Origin of the sequence: Ochrobactrum sp. AP1BH01-1 (assembly GCF_018066705.1) — a bacterium.
In the GTDB taxonomy this organism is placed as follows: Bacteria; Pseudomonadota; Alphaproteobacteria; order Rhizobiales; family Rhizobiaceae; genus Brucella.
The window spans coordinates 310,836-326,680 of record NZ_JAGPOU010000004.1; the positions used below are offsets into that span (position 1 = coordinate 310,836).

The following is a 15,845-nucleotide window of genomic DNA, read 5'->3' on the forward strand; positions in this document are numbered from 1 at the left end:
AAACCATGCTGAATACGGTCCAATCTGCCCCGGAAAACGGAGACAAGACAGCATCCACGTTAGATGCCGCATGGACGCTCGCAAGCGCTCGCCTGCTCTATGATCTTCCGTTCAATGATCTTCTTTTCGAGGCACAGAGTGTTCATCGCGCCAATTTCGACCCGAACCGGGTTCAGCTCAGCAAATTGCTCAACATCAAGACAGGCGGCTGCCCGGAAGATTGCGGCTATTGCAGCCAGTCGGCGCATCATGCGTCCGGGCTGACGGCTTCCAAACTGATGAGCCTTGATACAGTCCTTGCAGAAGCGCAGAAAGCCAAGGAAAGTGGCGCGACGCGCTATTGCATGGGCGCGGCCTGGCGCAGCCCGAAGCCGCGTGACGAACCAGCCATCGTGGAAATGGTCAGGCAGGTGAAGGCGCTCGGGCTGGAAACCTGCATGACCCTCGGCATGCTGAGCCCCGCTCAGGCGCAGAGCTTTGCGGAAGCAGGCCTCGATTATTACAACCACAATATCGATACGTCGGAGCGTTTCTATCCGCAGGTCATCACGACGCGCAGTTTCGACGAACGGCTGGAAACGCTCGCCCATGTGCGGAGCGCCGGGATCAAGGTTTGCAGCGGCGGCATTCTCGGCCTTGGAGAAACCGAGGACGACCGCATCGACATGCTGGTGACGCTGGCAAATCTGCCCACGCCGCCGGAGAGCGTTCCGATAAACATGCTGATCCCCATGCCCGGATCGCGGCTGGAAAAAGCCTCGCCCGTCGATCCCATCGCCTTTGTCCGCATCATCGCGCTTGCCCGCCTGATGATGCCGCAATCGCATGTGCGTCTGACGGCTGGGCGCAATTCCATGAGCGATGAAATGCAGGCGCTCTGCTTTTTCGCCGGCGCAAACTCGATCTTTATCGGCGACACGCTCTTGACAGCCGCCAATCCGGGCGAAGACCGCGACACGAGCCTCTTGCGGCGGCTTGGCCTGACGACGGACACACTGGATGATCGTGCATGAACACCGATTCCTTGGCCCGCTATGCCGCGAGCTTGAAAAATCTTGAGCGGCGCGGGCATCTGCGCGCGCTTTCAGATCATCGCGGCGCGGACTTCACCTCGAACGATTATCTGGGGCTCGCCGCCTCGCCGTCTATCCGCAGGGCATTGATTGCGGAATTGGAAAAGGGGCTTGCCAGCGGGGCCGGCGGCTCAAGGCTGTTGCGTGGCAACCACCCGGAACATGAGCTTCTGGAAGCTGAAGCCGCCGCCTTTTTTCGCGCGCCGTCCATGCTTTATTTCGGCAACGGTTATGCGGCAAATCTTGCGGTTCTCTCGACCCTGCCGCAACGCGGCGATCTGATTGCCTATGACGCGCTGATCCATGCCAGCGCGCATGAAGGCATGCGGGCCGGAAAGGCCGAGGCCGTTTCCGTTGCACACAATGATGCGGATGCGTTCGACAGAGCCATCCGCGTCTGGCGCGAACGGGGAGGAAGCGGCACTCCGTGGATTGTGGTGGAGAGCCTCTATTCGATGGATGGCGACTGCGCGCCTCTGTCCGATCTGATGGAAATCGCTGACCGTCACGATGGCTTTCTCTTCATTGACGAAGCCCATGCCACAGGCGTGCACGGACTGGGTGGACGCGGTTTTGCGGCGGGGCTGGAAGGCAGGCAGAATGTGATTGTCCTCCATACCTGCGGCAAGGCCATGGGAAGCGCGGGCGGGCTGGTCGCGGCAGATCCGGTAGTGCGCGATTTCCTCATCAACCGCGCGCGTCCTTTCATCTATTCGACCGCGCCCTCTCCCTTGCAGGTTTCCGCAACACGGTTTGCGCTGAAAACCATGGTGGCGGAAGAGCACCGTCGGCAGGAATTGCACCGACTTATCGCTCGCGCCAATGCGCGTTTCGCACATCTTTTCGGCAAACCCGGCAGCGGCACGCAGATATTGCCGCTGATCATCGGCAATGCCGACCGCACCTTGCGCATTGCGCATCGCATGCAGGCCGAGGGCTTCGACATACGTGCCATCCGCCCTCCGACAGTGCCCGCCGGTACAGCGCGTTTGCGCATCACCATCACGCTTAACGTCGATGAACCCACGATAACGCGCATGTTCGAGCGCCTTGCCGAAATCATGGCAGAGGAAATGTTGTGAATCAGACTTTCGTCGTGACCGGCACCGATACAGGTATCGGCAAAACCGTCTTTTCCGCAGCCCTCACGGGTGCGCTCAATGCCTGTTACTGGAAGCCGGTGCAGTCGGGGCTGGATGAGGCGACCGACAGCGAAACCGTGTTGCAGCTTGCAGGACTTGCGCCGCGACGGATCATTCCTGAAACCTGGCGCCTGAAAACACCGGCCTCGCCACATCTTGCGGCGCGGATCGACGGAGTGGAGATCGATGCAGATGCGCTCGACATCCCATCGGTCGATGCGCCTCTGGTGATCGAAGGCGCAGGCGGATTGCATGTGCCGCTGACGCGCCGTACGACATTCATCGATGTTTTTGCGCGTTGGCAGAAGCCGGTCATTCTATGTGCAAGAACCGGCCTCGGGACCATCAATCATAGCTTGCTTTCGCTCGAGGCATTGAACCGGCGCAATATCCCCGTGCTAGGCATCGCCTTTATCGGCGATCCGCAACCCGACACCGAGCAGATTGTTCCGGAACTCAGCGGCGTGCGCAGGCTGGGCCGGTTGCCGCATCTTGCAAAGCTCGATCAGGACACACTTCGCCGCGCTTTTCGCGAACATTTCGACATGAAACTATTTAACGAGGCTTCCGAATGAGCGGCTATTCGTCGCCTGTCTGGCACCCATTCACGCAACACGCTACAGAACCGGCTTTCCGCCGGATCGTCAAAACTGAGGGCGCCTATCTGCTTGATGAAACCGGCCGCTCCGTGCTGGACGCCATATCGTCATGGTGGGTGATTACCCACGGGCATCGTCACCAGAAGATCATGGCGGCAATCCGTGATGCATCGGAACGGTTCGACCAGATCATATTTGCCGAGTTTACCCACGAACCGGCGGAGAAGCTGGCGCGAAAATTGGTCAAACTCGCCCCGCAGGGCCTCGCCCATGTCTTCTATTCCGACAGCGGCTCCACCTCGGTCGAGGTCGCGATCAAGATGGCGCTCGGTTTCTATCACAACAGAAACGAACCGCGCTCGCGCATCGTGGTGATGGAGCATAGCTATCATGGCGATACGATCGGAACCATGTCCACGGGTGCGCGCGGCGTTTTCAACGCGGCTTACGAACCCTTGTTATTTCAGGTCGACACCATTCCGTTTCCGTTGATCGAGCGGGAACAGGAAACGCTTGATGCGCTGGAAAAATTCTGTCGCAGCGGCGAGGTTGCAGCCCTATTGATAGAGCCGCTGGTTCTGGGAGCGGGCGGAATGAAAATCTATTCCGCGCATCTTATGGCTGAATTCCGGCGGATTACGCAACGCTATGGAACGCTGCTGATCGCCGATGAAGTGATGACCGGATGGGGACGCACCGGCACCATGTTTGCCTGCGAGCAGGCGTCCATCACACCGGATATCCTGTGCCTTTCCAAAGGCATTACCGGCGGCGCGCTTCCGCTGGCCGCGACGCTCAGCACGGCCGGAATCTTCGATGCGCATTTTTCGACGGATCGAAGCCGCACCTTCTTCCATTCCAGCTCCTACACGGCCAATCCGATTGCCTGTGCCGCTGCATGCGCCAATATTGAAGTCTGGCAGACAGAACCCGTTGCGGACCGCATCAAGGCACTCGGCCAATTGCATTCGGAAAGGCTTGCACGTTTTCGCAACGATCTGCGTTTCACCAATCTGCGCCAGCAAGGCACCATTGCGGCCCTCGACCTCGCCGTCGAAGAGACCGGATACCTTTCCGATGCGGGACCGAAACTGAAAGACTTCTTCCGTGAAGCAGGCGTGCTTCTGCGTCCGCTCGGCAATGTGATCTATCTGATGCCGCCCTATTGCGCGACGCCTGCCGATCTGGACCTGGCCTATGATGCGATCGATGCGGCAGCCGACATTATCGGGAAGGCAGCGCGATGAGCCTTTCGAGCCGAATGGCAGGCTTCGGTCATTATGTGCCGGATCGCCAGGTGGAAAATGCCGAACTGGAACGACGTCTCGGACTGGATGCCGGCTGGATCGAAAGGCGCACCGGCATCCGCGAACGGCGCTGGGCCGCACCGGATGAAACCCTGACGGACATGGCAATGAAAGCCGGGAGAATGGCGCTCAATGCTGCTGGTCCGGAGCATAGCGCAGTCGGACTTGTCATTCTCGCCACATCCACGCCCGACCACCTTCTGCCCCCTTCCGCGCCCCTTCTCGCGCACAAGCTGGGGCTGGAAAACTGCGGCGGCATCGATCTGGCGGGCGCCTGCTCGGGTTTTCTTTACGCGCTCGTGCTTGCCGACGGCTTCGTCAAAAACTTCGGAAAGCCGGTTCTGGTGGTCGCAGCCAATATATTGAGCCGCCGCATCGATATGAAAGAACGGAACACGGCAATTCTCTTTGCCGATGCCGCCGGTGCTGTCCTGCTCGCACCGTCAAACAACCCGCAGGAGGGACTGTGTGGCTCCGCGCTCGTTTCCGATGGAGCGCATTATGGGCTGATCTCCATTCCGGCGGGTGGCACACGAATGACGATGCCGGATGGGAAAGCCGTCTTCACGCAAGCTGTTCGCATGATGACGCGTTGCGCAGAAGACGCGCTTGAGCAAGCATCCCTTGTCGCCGCCGATGTGGACAGGTTCTTTCCTCATCAGGCCAATAGGCGGATCATAGACACCGTCTGCGGCCAGCTGGGACTGCCTGTTTCCATCGCGGCCAATACGATTGGTGCGTTCGGCAATTCGTCGGCTGCAACCATCCCGCTCTCATTGTCGCTGGCATCAGGAACGCGGCCTTTCCAACCTGGCGAGCGGCTGCTTCTATCTGCGGCGGGTGCCGGAATGCTGGCAGGGGCCGTGGTCTGGAATGTCGCCAGCGATTGAAGCTGAACACGCCTGCGCTGAATAAGGCGACGGGCGGCGGCAGAATATGCCCGTCGCCTCCCGTCTGTCCTTCGCGCTAGTTCGAGCCATCCATGGAGCGAATTTTTCGCGCCGTTGCCTGCAACAGCGTGAACGCCTCGAAGCGCCTGTCGTGCCATTTGGCGCGCTCGGCATCCGGCCTGTTCACCTCGCCAAGTTCCGACATGGCGTGCATGGCGGCGGCAAGATCAGGATAAGCACCCGACGCAACCGCGCCCAGCATGGCGGAACCGAGCAGCACCGGTTCCGGCGACGTGGAAGCGGCGATGACGAGACCGGTCGTGTCGGCAAGCACCTGTCGCACCAGATGTGAACGGGCCGCTCCGCCGGAAACCACGATAGTATCGGTCTTGATGCCCTTTGCCTTCTGCGCCTCGACGATCTGCCGCGCACCATAGCCGAGCCCGCACAACCCAGCGAGATAAAGTGCCGTCAGGCTGTCGAGCCCGGCATCGAGATCCAACCCGGCAATGATGGCGCGTGCGTCAGGATCGGCGAACGGCGCGCGATTGCCGAGGAATTCCGGCACCACATGAATGTCGCCGATGATAGCAGCCGTCTTTTCAACGCCGCCCCTCGCCTCGACTTCGGCGGCAAGGCTGTCGGCAAGCCCGTAGCCCTTGTCCGCCGCCTGCTTTTCCGCTTCTGCCGCGAAAGGATGCATGTGGATCAGATGATCGATAGCAGCGCCTGCCGCGGACTGGCCACCCTCGTTGAGCCACAGGCCCGGAACCATCGCCGAATAATACGGTCCCCAGACGCCATCCACGAAAACAGGCTGTTCGGTAGTGGTCATGGTGCAGGCCGAAGTGCCGAACACATAGGCCATGCGTGATAATATCCGGCCTTCCGAACCGCGTGCCCCCACCGTTCCGATACCGCCCGCATGGGCGTCAATCAGACCGGCGGCAATCGCTGTCCCCGGCTTCAGGCCGAGTTCGGCCGCTGCCTGTTCGCTCAAGTCGCCAAGCTTTTCGCCACCGGCGCGAACGTCGGTACCGATGCGGACGAAATTTTCGTCGGCCAGCTCGCCAAGGCCAACTTTGCGGAAATACGCCTCATCCCAGCGCTTTTCGTGGCTGAGATAAGTCCATTTGCAAGTTACGGTACAGGCCGAACGGGCCAGACTGCCGCAGGATTTCCAGGTTAGAAAATCAGTCAGATCGAAAAACTGCCAGGCGGCGGCGAAGGTTTCCGGCTTGTTTTCCTTGAGCCACAAAAGCTTCGGCGTTTCCATCTCCGGAGAAATGGTGCCACCAACATAGTCGAGAACCCCGGCCTTGGTCGCATTGATGCGCTCGGCCTGTCCGACTGCGCGGTGATCCATCCACACGATGATGTCGCGTGCAGGATCATTGGACGGGCCGACGGCGAGCGGCTTGCCGCCCTCGCCCAGCACGACCAGCGAGCATGTCGCATCATAGCCGATACCGGCAATGTCAGCCGGATCGACGCCGGCGATCTTGACGGCCTCGCGCACGCTGTCGCACACCGCCTGCCAGATATTGGCGCTCGATTGCTCGACAATGCTGCCTGCCTCGCGCCAGATGGTAATATCGCGCTTGGCCGAGGCAAGCATGCTGCCGCTGGCGTCGAAGAGACCCGCGCGGGCGCTGCCGGTGCCGACATCGACGCCCAGATAATAGCTCGTCATGGCCGCTCCTGTTTACAGATCAAGGCTCTGCGGAAGAATGACCAGATCGCGAATGGTGATGTTGCGCGGGCGGGTCAGCATGAACATCACCGATTCCGCAACTTCCTTCGGTTCCATCAGACTGCCATTGGCAAGTGCCTCGTCCAGCTTGGCCTTCGGCCAGTCGCTGATGAGGGCGGTCACGACCGGGCCCGGCAGGACGCCGCCGACGCGGATACCGTGCGGGGCGACCTGACGGCGAACCGTATGCACGAAGGCCTGAACGGCATGTTTGGACGCCGTATAGATCGGTTCCCAGATCACCGGCACAACACCGGCGACAGAGCTTGTCATGATGATATCGCCGGTCTTGCGCTCCATCATATGTGGCAGCACGGCATGGATGGTGCGGAAGGCGGCGTTGATGTTGAGGTTCAACATGCGGTCCCATGCATCCGGGTCGCCCTCCCAAAGAGGACCGCCGATATAGGCGCCGGCATTGGCGTGAAACACGTCAAGCTGGCCAGCGTGTTCGAGAATCTGCGGCATCATCGTGGCGACAGATGCCGGATTGAGCAGGTCGATGACCAGCGGTCTGGCCTTGTCGCCGAGTTCAGCACATTTTTCCTTCAGCGCCTCCTCGTCACGGTCGACGAGGAACACCGTCATGCCCGCTTCGATCATGTGCTTTGCGCATTCAAAGCCGATGCCTGAAGCAGCGCCAGTAACCGCTGCAACTTGTCCTTTGAGATCCTGAGCCATTTGAGAACCCTTTTTGTTAGGCGCGGCCGTGCGACTGGCGCGAGCGGCGGGCAAGAGAATCGACAATCACTGCAATTGCAAGCACAGCGCCTGTAATCATATAGCGAAGCGACGATGACAGATCGAGCAGCGTCAGGCCGCTGGCGATCGACTGGATGACGATGATGCCAAGCAATGCCGACCATGCGCTGCCGCGCCCGCCGAAGAGGCTTGTGCCACCGATGACCGCCGCTGCAATAGCGTTCAGGTTGACGTCACCCGTACCGGCTTGTTGGCTGGAGGAAGCAAGGCGCGCTGCGGCCAGAATTCCCCCTGCCGCGGCCAGGACCGAACAGGTCACGAAGGCCGAAATATAGACGAAGGTGACATTGATACCGGCGCGGCGTGCAGCTTCACGATTGCCGCCGACGGCCTGCATGGCACGTCCCCATTTGGTGCGGGTGAGTGCGTAGTTCATTGCAATCACCAGCGCCACGAACAGGCCGAACATCCATGGCACGCCCCGCGACTGGTTGAGATAGAACACTGCGCCACCGACAATGATCGTGATAACGATAGCCCTGAGCGCGATCCCGGCCGAGGACGGTGCCGACAGGCCGGCTTCACGGCGGCGCTGCGCGGAGCGGAATCCGGTGAAGAAGATGGCAAGTCCGGCAATCAGCACCAGCGCATAAGAAAGCGGACGCGGCATCACCAGAAGCTGGCCGAAGCTCACGAGCCACGAGCCGTAAGGCAGGTTGATGGAGCCGGTATTGCCGAGCAGATAAAGCTGAAGCCCGAGCGCTGCCAGCAGGCCAGCCAGCGTGGAAACGAAGCTTGGCATGCTGAAGCGGTTATAGAGAAACGCATAAAGCAGGCCGATAAGCGCCCCAGTGCATAGCGCCGCCAGCATCGCAAATCCGACAGGCCAGCCATGATTGACCCAGAGCACGCCGACGATAGCCGAGGCCAGACCGCTGACCGAACCGACCGAAAGATCGATTTCACCCAGCATCAGGATGCAGACGATACCGAGCGAAATCACGCCGATGGTCGAGCAGTCGAACAGCAGATTGACGAGATTGTTGCTCGACAGAAAAACCGGGTTCAACGTCTGGAAAACGGTCCAGATGATGACAAGGCCGACGATAACCGGCAGCGACCCAAGATCGCCTGAACGAACACGGTCGAAGAAGCTACGCAGCGCGCCTGAAACGCCTTCGTCATGACGCACGCGTGTATCCTGGCGGTCGAGAGGGGTATTTCCGGTTGCCTGGTTCATTATGCTTCTCCCCGATCATGGGCCTGACCGGCTTCATGCTGCGCTTGACGCCGTTCGGCACGGCGGGAAACGGAATTGCTGCTCGCGCCGGTGATGGCGGCGACGAGTTCCTCATTTGACGAATCCGGATAGAAGACACCGTTGTTGCGGCCAAGCCGCAGCACGACGATGCGGTCTGCCACTGCGCGCACGTCTTCCATATTGTGGCTGATCATCAGGACCCCGAGCCCGCGGTCACGAACACGCTCGATAAGATCAAGAACTTCAGCCGTCTGTGCGACGCCCAGCGCTGCCGTCGGCTCATCGAGCATGATGAGCTTCGGATCGAGCAGCAGCGAACGCGAGATCGCAACCGTCTGACGCTGGCCACCGGAGAGCGAGGCCACCGGCTCGCGCACGCTTGGAATACGGGCGGAAAGCTCGTTCAGGAGCTTCCAGGCCTTGATTTCCATCGACACTTCGTCGAGGCGGTATGGGCTCATTTCACGGCCAAGGAAAATATTGGCGACGACATCGAGATTCTCGCACAGCGCCAGGTCCTGAAAGACCGTCGCAATGCCGAGATCGAGCGCAACGCCCGGCGATGAAAGCACAACCTTCTCACCATTGAACTCAATGGTGCCGGATGTCGGCTGATGCACACCCGCCAGCGTCTTGATCAGGGTGGACTTTCCCGCGCCGTTATCGCCGACAAGGGCGACAACCTCACCCGGAAAGACTTCCAGATCGATATCGGTCAGCGCTGAAACGGCGCCGAAATTCTTGGATATGCCGCTAAGACGCAGCACGGGCTGCGATGATGTCGCGGTAGCTTTGTGATCTTGGGACATGATCTTACTTTCCCCGGCATATAGCAGGATACGCCATTCGCATCAAATTGCCCGACCGGATAGCCGGCCGGGCGTATCTTTGCCTACTTCGTGATACCGAGCTTCTTGCAGCCGTCAGCATACCGGTCGACGCACAGCGTTTCAGCGGAAACGATGTTCTTGTCGATGATCTCGGCCTTGAGGTTGTCAGCAGTTACGACCACCGGAACGAAGAGCTTCGACGGCGTGTTGTAGAGCGTGGCTTCAGCCTTGGGGGTCTCCCCGTTCAGAAGCTGGCCCGCGACGCGTGCAGCCTCCGCGGCGACGATTTCAGACGGCTTGTTGATCGTGTTGTACTGATCGCCCGAAATGATGAGCTGAAGCGCTGCAATCGTCGCATCGTTGCCGGTGACCGGCGGAAGCGGATCGATACCGGCCGCCTTCATGGCTGCAATCGCGCCGCCTGCGGTGCCGTCATTGGCGGCCACCACGCCGACGATCTGGTCGTTGAAGCGGGTGATCTGGCCGCTGGCCCACTGCTGCGCCTTGCTCGGCGCCCATTCCGGTGTGTCATATTCGGCAAGCGTCTTGTAGCCGCTATCCTTCAGGCCGGCATGAATGCCGTTCTTGATGAGACCGGCAGCGGCATCGGTTGGCGAACCGTTGATCTGCAGAACACCGCCCTTGTCGCCCGATACGCCCTTGTCCTTCAGGTGCTTGACCAGCGATTCCGCAATCGACTTGCCAATGGCTTCATTGTCGAACGACACGTAGAAATCAGACGTCGCATCCGGGATAGGACGGTCATAGGCGACGACCTTGATACCCTGCGACTGGGCGAGTTTGACCAGCGAGGCGGCTGCCGCCGTGTCGACCGCGTCAAGTACAATCACCTTCGCGCCTTGCGAAATGACCGAGTTGAACTGTTGCTGCTGCTTGCTCGCATCGCCGTCGGCGTTGAGATAAAGCACCTTGCAGCTTTCGCAGATTTTCTTCATCTCGGCGGCAAAGCCTGGATAATCACGCTCCTCATAGCGTGTGGATGCCTGATCCGGCATCAAAAAGCCAACCACTGCATCCTTTACTTCTGCCTGCGCACCGCTCGCAAAAGACGACAGCATCACTGCAGCAAAAGCTGCCTTACCAATCAGATTCTTCATGTCTCACTCCCGTTGAGTTCTAATTTTTTGTCTCCGCAACCTTGCAGACAGACTTCGTTTCGCTATTCCACCCCACATGTTCTCCCGACAGCGATCTCAAAACGCCGTGGAATTCCGATTCCCCTGACGGCGCATTGCCTTGCGGCAGGCCAATCAAACCGAGCAATGCTGACGAGGCTGGGTTATGCATGAATGGAAGGCTCCTCCCCGACCTCGGCATGTGTTCACCGCTCCTCTCGGTGTATTATCATGCTGCACCATCGATAGTGCAGCACTACCATTGCTCGACATGACACATTCGGTCAAGAGGAAAATGACAGAGAAACAACCGGATTCAGCCTTGCGCCACTTGCAGCGGGTGGCGAGGGGCCGCTAAGATTGCGCCTCAATGCAGACACAAAAGCAGGCCTGATGAGCACTCCCCGGAAAATAACCATTTACGACATATCGGAAAGAGCCGGAGTATCCGCCTCTACCGTTGCATCCGTTATGAATGGTTCTTGGGAAAACAGGAGAATTACGAAAGCAACAGCGGATAAAGTACGAGTAATAGCTGGCGAACTCGGCTATACAACTAATCTTCAGGCACGCGGATTACGGATATCCAACTCCGGCTTAATTGGCATGATCTTGCCGATGCTGGACAATCGATACTTCAGCTCGATGGCAGCGTCTTTTGAAACCGTGGCCCGCTCCCGGAATCTTGTTCCGGTCGTGGCCAGCACATTGCGCGACCCGCGGCAGGAACGCAGCACTGTGGAAACATTGATTGCGCATAATATCGATGCTCTGCTCATAGCAGGCGCAACCGATCCGGACAGCGTCGCGGAACTCTGCGAAAAGGCTCACCTGAAGCACATCAATGTCGATCTTCCCGGGAAACACGGCGCTTCCGTGATCAGCGACAATTATGACGGTGCCCGACAGTTAACGCGTCAAATCGCCGAACGCAGATCACGTCGAAAGGACAACAGCTTCTATTTCATCGGCGGCGTGGATAGCGACCACAACACGCGTGCACGCGTACGGGGTTATCAGGATGAACTGGCCGCGCAGAACCTCCCGACCCACCCCGGCACGATCATTACGGAAGGCTACGATCCCGATATCGCCGCAAGGGCGATGCGCGCTATCTATGCTGAACTGAAGGGGCTGCCCGAGGCTCTTTTCGTGAACTCGACGAGCCCTTTCGAGGGGATCGTCAGCTTTCTGAAAACGCTTCCGGTCGATGAAGTGCGAGAATGTTCCATCGGGTGCTTCGACTGGGACCCATTCATCGAGGTTCTCCACTTCCCGGTTGTGATGGCCCGGCAAAATGTTCAGGCAATGATCGAGCGTGCCTTTGAGCTTCTGGACGAGTCTGCACAGACGGCCGCTCTGCCCGAAATGATCCCGACGGAACTAATCATTCCCCGGGGTCTTTAAATTCCAGGCGAAAACGGAAGCTTCCCCGACATGGATAGGCTATCAATGTCGATATTGCAGAGCTTTTTGGGGCTGTAGCCACTTCTGATGACCTTTCAAATGTCATGAGCCGGCGTCCATAACGCCCGGTGTCTTGTGTCCCCTTCTCTCAGCTTATTGCTGCCATGGATAATTTTTCGGCGTGGGTTAGCCCTTGCAGCTTTCAAAAACTTATGCAACGATATGTATATACAAGATCGACACTATAAGCCGAAAAGGCGCAATAAGTCGGCACAATCTGGTGGAACGAAAAGATAAATCATGATCGTCTTTGATAATGTCACAAAGCATTATGCTGGTGCGACGACGGCCGTTAATGGCCTGTCGTTGGAGGCGCCGAACGGCAAGCTTACCGTCTTCGTTGGACCATCAGGCTGCGGCAAGACCACGTCATTACGCATGGTCAATCGGCTGATTGCGCCCTCCTCTGGACGAATTCTGCTGGACGGTGAACCAACTGATCGAATGGACGTCGCGCTCCTGCGACGCCGGATTGGATATGTAATTCAGCATGCCGGTTTATTCCCACATCGAACGGTCGTGCAGAATATAGCGACAACAGCCCGGTTGAATGGTGTCCCGAAAGCAAAAGCGTTAAGAACGGCCCACGAGCTTTTGGAACGCGTGGGACTGTCGGTAGATTTCGCGCACCGATATCCATGGCAACTATCCGGCGGACAACAGCAGCGTGTGGGCGTTGCGCGCGCACTTGCTTCGGATCCCAAATTCATGCTGATGGATGAACCGTTCAGCGCCGTTGACCCTGTCGTGCGCACTCAGTTGCAGGACGAGTTTCTCCGGCTGCAAAGCGACATCGGTAAAACCATTATCATGGTAACACATGACATTGATGAGGCACTGAAACTGGGTGACCAAGTCGCCGTCTTGCGTACTGGTGGCACATTGGCCCAGATCGCTACACCTCAGGAATTGCTGGCCCGCCCCGCCGATGCTTTTGTCGCCGATTTCGTCGGGCGCGACCGTGGATATCGAATCCTGAGCTTCGCCGAATTCAACAGATCGGTGCAACTCGTGAACGAACCGACCGTTGGGCTCGGCACAAGTCCGGAAGAGGCGCGCAAGAATGCTCTCGGTCGCTGGATTCTTGTTGTTGATGCGCAGCGAAACCCGCTTGGCTGGGCCGATGTCGATAGCGCGCGCGCACCATTGCGGGAAGGCGACCTTAATCTTTCTGGGACATTTGCACCGCAAGGCAGTTCGCTGCGGCATGTGCTCGACGCAGCGTTGAGTTCTCCATCGGGACGCGGTGTCATAGTGGATGCCTCGGGCGCATTGGTCGGGTCAGTGGCCCTCGGGGAAGCCGTCAAGGCGATCCAAAATTCCTTTGGAAGGCACGCTGCATGAATTTCGAATGGCTTCAGCGTGAATCGGGCAGGATAGGCGAGCTTTTTCTTTGGCATCTCGGCCTGTCCGTCGTTCCGGTGCTAATCGGATTGGCACTAGCTTTGCCTCTCGGTTGGCTGGCCCAGCGGGCGGGCTTGTTCAAGACCGCTTTGCTCGGCGCATCGGGGCTTCTCTATACGATCCCGTCACTTGCGCTTTTTGTGCTGCTGCCAGCCATTCTGGGCACGAAGATCCTGGATCCGATCAATGTCGTTGTCGCCTTAACCCTTTATGCGCTCGCGCTTCTGGTTCGCACCGTATCGGACGGGCTGGACGCCGTTTCACCGGACGTCCTTCAAGCTGCAAATGCCATGGGATACCGCCGCCTGCCGCGGTTTATATTTGTTGAGCTCCCTCTTGCAGTACCCGTCATTGCAGCGGGGCTGCGTGTAGCGGTTGTTTCGAATGTCAGCATCGTGTCGGTTGCGGCACTCGTTGGCACTCCGCAGTTGGGAGTGCTTTTCACTCAGGGACTTCAGCTGCATTTTTTGACGCCAATCATCGCAGGTATCGTGCTCTGCGTCATTCTTGCCGCTTTTCTTGATGGGGTCATCGTATGGGCGTCCGGGCGACTAACGCCATGGCAACCGAAGGGACAGTGACATGCTTGCTTCCATTCTCGCCTGGTTTGGCGATCCCCAACATTGGCAGGGACCGGACGGAATCCCAACGCTGCTGCTCCAGCATATCAGTTACAGCGCCATCGCATTATTGTTCGCTTGCACGATTGCCATACCTATAGGTCTTTACGTGGGGCATACTCGCAAGGGGGTTGTCGTCGTCGCCGGAATGGCAAATGCGCTGCGTGCATTGCCAAGTCTCGGTTTGATAGTGTTGCTGGTGATTTTGTTCGGTCCGGTGTTCGTGTCGGATCTCGCCTTTCTCGTCCCGAGCCTCATCGTGCTGGTGTTGCTTGCGGTTCCGCCAATCATGACCGCCACTTATGCGGGCATCGCCGCTGTTGATCCGTCGGTCGTGGATGCAGCTCGGGGAATGGGCCAACGTCCCTTGGGTATACTATTCGGCGTCGAGCTTCCATGCGCGCTCCCACTGATGTTTTCCGGCCTCCGCAGTGCGACGTTGCAGATTATATCAACGGCAACTATCGCGGCGTTTGTGTCGCTGGGTGGGCTCGGTCGCCTGATCATCGATGGAAGAGCGCAGAATGATTATTACCAGATGGCCGCCGGCGCCATTCTCGTGGGACTGCTGGCTTTGGCGGTCGATCTCATCATAGGGCTCGTTTCCCGCATGACAGTTTCGCCGGGACTCACGCGGCGTCCGGGCAAAAACACGCATAAAGATCTTCCCAATTTTAAACAGGAGCAATGAAAATGGCTTTCCGCATTACCAAGACTATCAGCGCATTCGTTCTCCTCGCAGCAACCGCCATACCTGCTTTTGCGCAGAACAATCCGCTTGCGGCGGACGAACCCACGAGGTCTGACAATACAAGGATTATTGTCGGTTCTGCGGATTTTCCGGAAAGCCAGCTATTGGCCACGATCTACGCAAAAGCGCTCGCCGCGAAAGGCATAGCATCCGATACGCGTTTGAGCATCGGAAGTCGCGAAGTCTACATGCCCGCGCTTCAGGACGGCTCCATAGATCTCCTTCCGGAATATACTGGCGCAACGCTAAGCTATCTGGATAAAAATGCTACCGCGCATTCACCGCAAGATGTGGCGGCTGCGCTGAAAGCGGTTTTGCCGAAAGGCATTTCAATGCTTACACCGTCACATGCGCAGAATTCGGACATTCTCGCTGTCACCCGGGCGACCGCAGAGAAATACAAACTGAAGTCAATCGAAGATCTTAAGCCTCATGCAGCGGAATTCGTTCTTGGCGCACCGCCGGAATGGAAAACGCGCAAAGAAGGTGTGGTTGGGCTGCGGGATGTTTATGGACTGGAGTTCAAATCGTTCAAGGCATTGGACGTCGGCGGGCCCTTGACACTAACAGCGCTTGTCAACGGTCAGGTGCAGGCGGCTGATATGTTCTCTACCGATCCCGCAATACTGACCAGTGGATTGGTTGCACTCGAAGACACGAAGAACCTCTTTCCTGCGCAAAATATCGTACCCATCATTGCGTCTCAAAAGGTTACGGACGACATAGTCAAGGTTCTGGATTCTGTTTCCTCGGCGCTCACCAACGAAGACCTAATCCGAATGAACGGGCGTCTCGCTTCTCAGGAAAGTTATGATGCGGTTGCATCTGACTGGCTGAAGGAAAAGCAATTGAATTGAACTGGAACCGCTTCCGCCAATTTGTCTCGTTATCGGGATAGGCACGCGGGCGT

General features: G+C 58.2%; 15 protein-coding genes. 10 read left to right on the forward strand and 5 right to left on the reverse strand.

The annotated features are described in order from the left end of the window. Window positions 1–5: 5 nt before the first annotated feature. From bioB to J9800_RS16375, 5 genes are read left to right on the forward strand one after another with little or no spacing between them, the layout of a single operon-like run. On the forward strand, window positions 6–1,013 hold the full coding sequence (gene bioB, locus J9800_RS16355) for a biotin synthase BioB (protein ID WP_114216054.1): 1,008 nt from the start codon (window positions 6–8) through the stop codon (window positions 1,011–1,013). Next, window positions 1,010–2,155, forward strand: coding sequence for an 8-amino-7-oxononanoate synthase (locus J9800_RS16360; protein WP_114216055.1), 1,146 nt, complete (start codon window positions 1,010–1,012; stop codon window positions 2,153–2,155). The genes bioB and J9800_RS16360 overlap by 4 nt, the downstream gene beginning before the upstream one ends. Continuing rightward, on the forward strand, window positions 2,152–2,790 hold the full coding sequence (gene bioD / locus J9800_RS16365) for a dethiobiotin synthase (protein ID WP_114216056.1): 639 nt from the start codon (window positions 2,152–2,154) through the stop codon (window positions 2,788–2,790). Before J9800_RS16360 ends, bioD begins: the two co-directional genes overlap by 4 nt. Beyond that, on the forward strand, window positions 2,787–4,061 hold the full coding sequence (locus J9800_RS16370; RefSeq protein ID WP_114216057.1) for an adenosylmethionine--8-amino-7-oxononanoate transaminase: 1,275 nt from the start codon (window positions 2,787–2,789) through the stop codon (window positions 4,059–4,061). The genes bioD and J9800_RS16370 overlap by 4 nt, the downstream gene beginning before the upstream one ends. After that, complete coding sequence (locus J9800_RS16375) at window positions 4,058–5,011, forward strand: beta-ketoacyl-ACP synthase III (protein ID WP_114216058.1); 954 nt, start codon at window positions 4,058–4,060, stop codon at window positions 5,009–5,011. The genes J9800_RS16370 and J9800_RS16375 overlap by 4 nt, the downstream gene beginning before the upstream one ends. A gap of 76 nt (window positions 5,012–5,087) precedes the next feature. Here the strand turns inward: J9800_RS16375 and J9800_RS16380 are convergent, their stop codons facing one another. The 5 genes from J9800_RS16380 to J9800_RS16400 all read right to left on the reverse strand — a co-directional run bounded on the left by J9800_RS16380 (window position 5,088) and on the right by J9800_RS16400 (window position 10,675). Next, entirely contained in the window at window positions 5,088–6,704 is a 1,617-nt protein-coding gene (locus J9800_RS16380) for an FGGY-family carbohydrate kinase (protein ID WP_114216059.1), read from the reverse strand. A 12-nt stretch (window positions 6,705–6,716) separates the two neighbouring features. Next, window positions 6,717–7,445: an SDR family oxidoreductase gene (locus J9800_RS16385; protein ID WP_114216060.1), complete on the reverse strand. Its 729-nt coding sequence runs from the start codon at window positions 7,443–7,445 to the stop codon at window positions 6,717–6,719. Between the two features lie 16 nt (window positions 7,446–7,461). Next, complete coding sequence (locus tag J9800_RS16390; protein WP_114216061.1) at window positions 7,462–8,706, reverse strand: sugar ABC transporter permease; 1,245 nt, start codon at window positions 8,704–8,706, stop codon at window positions 7,462–7,464. Then, window positions 8,706–9,536 (reverse strand): ATP-binding cassette domain-containing protein, encoded by an 831-nt coding sequence (locus J9800_RS16395; protein WP_112586482.1) that lies wholly within the window; start codon window positions 9,534–9,536, stop codon window positions 8,706–8,708. The genes J9800_RS16390 and J9800_RS16395 overlap by 1 nt, the downstream gene beginning before the upstream one ends. A gap of 83 nt (window positions 9,537–9,619) precedes the next feature. Next, complete coding sequence (locus J9800_RS16400; RefSeq protein WP_114216062.1) at window positions 9,620–10,675, reverse strand: ABC transporter substrate-binding protein; 1,056 nt, start codon at window positions 10,673–10,675, stop codon at window positions 9,620–9,622. A gap of 378 nt (window positions 10,676–11,053) precedes the next feature. Here J9800_RS16400 and J9800_RS16405 point away from each other — a divergent pair, with 378 nt between their 5' ends. The 5 genes from J9800_RS16405 to J9800_RS16425 all read left to right on the forward strand — a co-directional run bounded on the left by J9800_RS16405 (window position 11,054) and on the right by J9800_RS16425 (window position 15,792). Beyond that, window positions 11,054–12,100, forward strand: coding sequence for a LacI family DNA-binding transcriptional regulator (locus tag J9800_RS16405; protein WP_286191791.1), 1,047 nt, complete (start codon window positions 11,054–11,056; stop codon window positions 12,098–12,100). A 300-nt stretch (window positions 12,101–12,400) separates the two neighbouring features. Beyond that, window positions 12,401–13,504 (forward strand): ABC transporter ATP-binding protein, encoded by a 1,104-nt coding sequence (locus J9800_RS16410; RefSeq protein ID WP_112586486.1) that lies wholly within the window; start codon window positions 12,401–12,403, stop codon window positions 13,502–13,504. Continuing rightward, window positions 13,501–14,145, forward strand: coding sequence for an ABC transporter permease (locus J9800_RS16415; protein WP_112586488.1), 645 nt, complete (start codon window positions 13,501–13,503; stop codon window positions 14,143–14,145). The genes J9800_RS16410 and J9800_RS16415 overlap by 4 nt, the downstream gene beginning before the upstream one ends. Window position 14,146: 1 nt before the next feature. Next, window positions 14,147–14,875 carry an ABC transporter permease gene (locus J9800_RS16420; RefSeq protein WP_286167559.1) on the forward strand — a complete coding sequence of 243 codons (729 nt, stop codon included), beginning with the start codon at window positions 14,147–14,149 and terminating at the stop codon, window positions 14,873–14,875. 2 nt (window positions 14,876–14,877) lie between these two features. Continuing rightward, window positions 14,878–15,792, forward strand: coding sequence for an ABC transporter substrate-binding protein (locus J9800_RS16425; RefSeq protein WP_114216063.1), 915 nt, complete (start codon window positions 14,878–14,880; stop codon window positions 15,790–15,792). Window positions 15,793–15,845 lie beyond the last annotated feature (53 nt).

Coding starts and splice junctions, on each gene's coding strand:
- bioB (WP_114216054.1), top strand. CDS start 6: ATGCTGAATACGGTCCAATCTGCCCCGGAAAACGGAGACAAGACAGCA.
- J9800_RS16360 (WP_114216055.1), top strand. CDS start 1,010: ATGAACACCGATTCCTTGGCCCGCTATGCCGCGAGCTTGAAAAATCTT.
- J9800_RS16370 (WP_114216057.1), top strand. CDS start 2,787: ATGAGCGGCTATTCGTCGCCTGTCTGGCACCCATTCACGCAACACGCT.
- J9800_RS16375 (WP_114216058.1), top strand. CDS start 4,058: ATGAGCCTTTCGAGCCGAATGGCAGGCTTCGGTCATTATGTGCCGGAT.
- J9800_RS16380 (WP_114216059.1), bottom strand. CDS start 6,704: ATGACGAGCTATTATCTGGGCGTCGATGTCGGCACCGGCAGCGCCCGC.
- J9800_RS16385 (WP_114216060.1), bottom strand. CDS start 7,445: ATGGCTCAGGATCTCAAAGGACAAGTTGCAGCGGTTACTGGCGCTGCT.
- J9800_RS16390 (WP_114216061.1), bottom strand. CDS start 8,706: ATGAACCAGGCAACCGGAAATACCCCTCTCGACCGCCAGGATACACGC.
- J9800_RS16395 (WP_112586482.1), bottom strand. CDS start 9,536: ATGTCCCAAGATCACAAAGCTACCGCGACATCATCGCAGCCCGTGCTG.
- J9800_RS16400 (WP_114216062.1), bottom strand. CDS start 10,675: ATGAAGAATCTGATTGGTAAGGCAGCTTTTGCTGCAGTGATGCTGTCG.
- J9800_RS16410 (WP_112586486.1), top strand. CDS start 12,401: ATGATCGTCTTTGATAATGTCACAAAGCATTATGCTGGTGCGACGACG.
- J9800_RS16415 (WP_112586488.1), top strand. CDS start 13,501: ATGAATTTCGAATGGCTTCAGCGTGAATCGGGCAGGATAGGCGAGCTT.
- J9800_RS16420 (WP_286167559.1), top strand. CDS start 14,147: ATGCTTGCTTCCATTCTCGCCTGGTTTGGCGATCCCCAACATTGGCAG.
- J9800_RS16425 (WP_114216063.1), top strand. CDS start 14,878: ATGGCTTTCCGCATTACCAAGACTATCAGCGCATTCGTTCTCCTCGCA.